The sequence below is a fragment of the Acidobacteriota bacterium genome, from assembly GCA_034211275.1.
Taxonomy (GTDB): Bacteria; Acidobacteriota; Thermoanaerobaculia; order Multivoradales; family JAHZIX01; genus JAGQSE01.
On sequence record JAXHTF010000396.1, the window covers coordinates 1 to 1,505 of the forward strand.

At 60.9% G+C, this 1,505-nt stretch carries 2 protein-coding genes; one reads left to right on the forward strand and one right to left on the reverse strand.

All coding sequences use genetic code 11. From position 1 onward, the window contains the following. Positions 1 to 1,003, reverse strand: a 1,003-nt coding sequence (locus SX243_26285; protein ID MDY7096495.1) for a transposase, incomplete at its 3' end; no start/stop codon positions are given. Between the two features lie 136 nt (positions 1,004 to 1,139). On the opposite strand from SX243_26285, the gene SX243_26290 reads away from it, so the two are divergent. Beyond that, on the forward strand, positions 1,140 to 1,505 hold a 366-nt coding region (locus SX243_26290), incomplete at its 3' end, for a hypothetical protein (protein MDY7096496.1).

Consider the following 1,505-nt stretch of genomic DNA (forward strand, 5'->3'; position numbering starts at 1 on the left):
CCTGGGCGAGGTGAACGAGGTGCGTCACGCCCTGCGCTACTGTTTCGCGCACGAGATCCCCTTCGATGATGTCGAGATCGTCCACACCGGCACGGAGCCCTACCTCTCGCTCATCTACGAGGTCCTCTCCGCGGCGGAGGACGCGCCGGACGCGGATGCGACCGAGCTCTGCGCCACCTTCGCCGAGGGGATCCCGGCGAGCTTCTCGCATGTAGTAGGTCAGGTCTTCATTGGTGAAGCACCAGAGCCAGTCGGTGCTGCCGTTGACGCGCCACCCGCTCTCGTCGGCGTGCAGGTAGGACGCCTCCCTGGCCTCGGCCTCGATCTGCTCGTACCAGGCGTGGAAGATCGCCTGGATGCGATACCACATCTGCACCAGGCCGCCCGCCGACACCTGGAAGTGGAAGTGGTGGTTCAGGACCTCCAGGATCTGGGAGAGCGTGATCCCGACGCCGTAGTGCAGCCAGGCCGTCAAGGCCACCGCCCGGTGTCCCACCGTAGACTTCGGCAAGGCATCGATGATTTGAGGCTCCACGATCTTCTTGCACACCGGGCACCAGCACCCGTGGATCAAGTGCTCGACAGCCTCGGTCTCGCTTTCCTGCAAGTCCTCTATGATGCGCCTGCGCTTCCGCGCCGGCTTCTTCGCGTCCACCGGGTTCTGGCAATGCGGACACTGCTCCAGACGGTGCTCCTCGGTACGGTCCACCTTCGGCGGCCTCGCCCTGCGCGATCCGGCATGGCCGGGCTTTCGTCCGGGCTTCTTGCCGCGCTTTCGGCTCTTTGCCTTCTCGTACGGTGGGATCATCCCCGAGGGCGTGGAGGAAGGCCTCCCCGAAGATCGCCGCTCCAGCTCCGCGATCCGCCGCTCCAGCTCGTCATTGCGTTTGGAGAGCTCGAGGAGATAGAAAACGACGAGTTCCCTGCCTTGGCTGAAGACCTCTTCGGCCTCCTCCTGCGTCAGAATCAGCTTCAGCTTCTCTTCTTGACTGGTGTTTGTCATACACCAATCAATATCACGGCATGCTTTCTTTGTCTAGGTAATTCACTAGTATTTATGGATCACTAATGCCTTCACCAAAAGGCCTTATGGCGGCCCGTTTCACATGGCTAAAATATTACCCAAGGCCACGGAGGAGTTGGGCGACCTCAGAGAGCGCCTCCGCAAACCCCGAACCAGGCTTCGCAAGGCCGGCGAGATCGATAAAAAAGTGGAGCAAATTCTCGATCGCCGCCGGGTGAAGCGCTACCTGCAGGTCCGGCGGATCAGAAGGGAAGTCCACACCTTCCATCAGATGCGCAAGGGGCGTCCGGGACCTGATACCCCTTACCGCAAGGTCACGCACCGGCGTTACGACTTGGAGTGGAACCTGGATCAGGATGCCATCGACTACGACCGAAAAAGCGACGGAATGTACCCGCTGCTCACCAACGACAAAACGCTTAGCCCTGCCGACGTACTCAAGGCCCACAAAGGCCAGCCCACCATCGAAAAACGCTTCGAA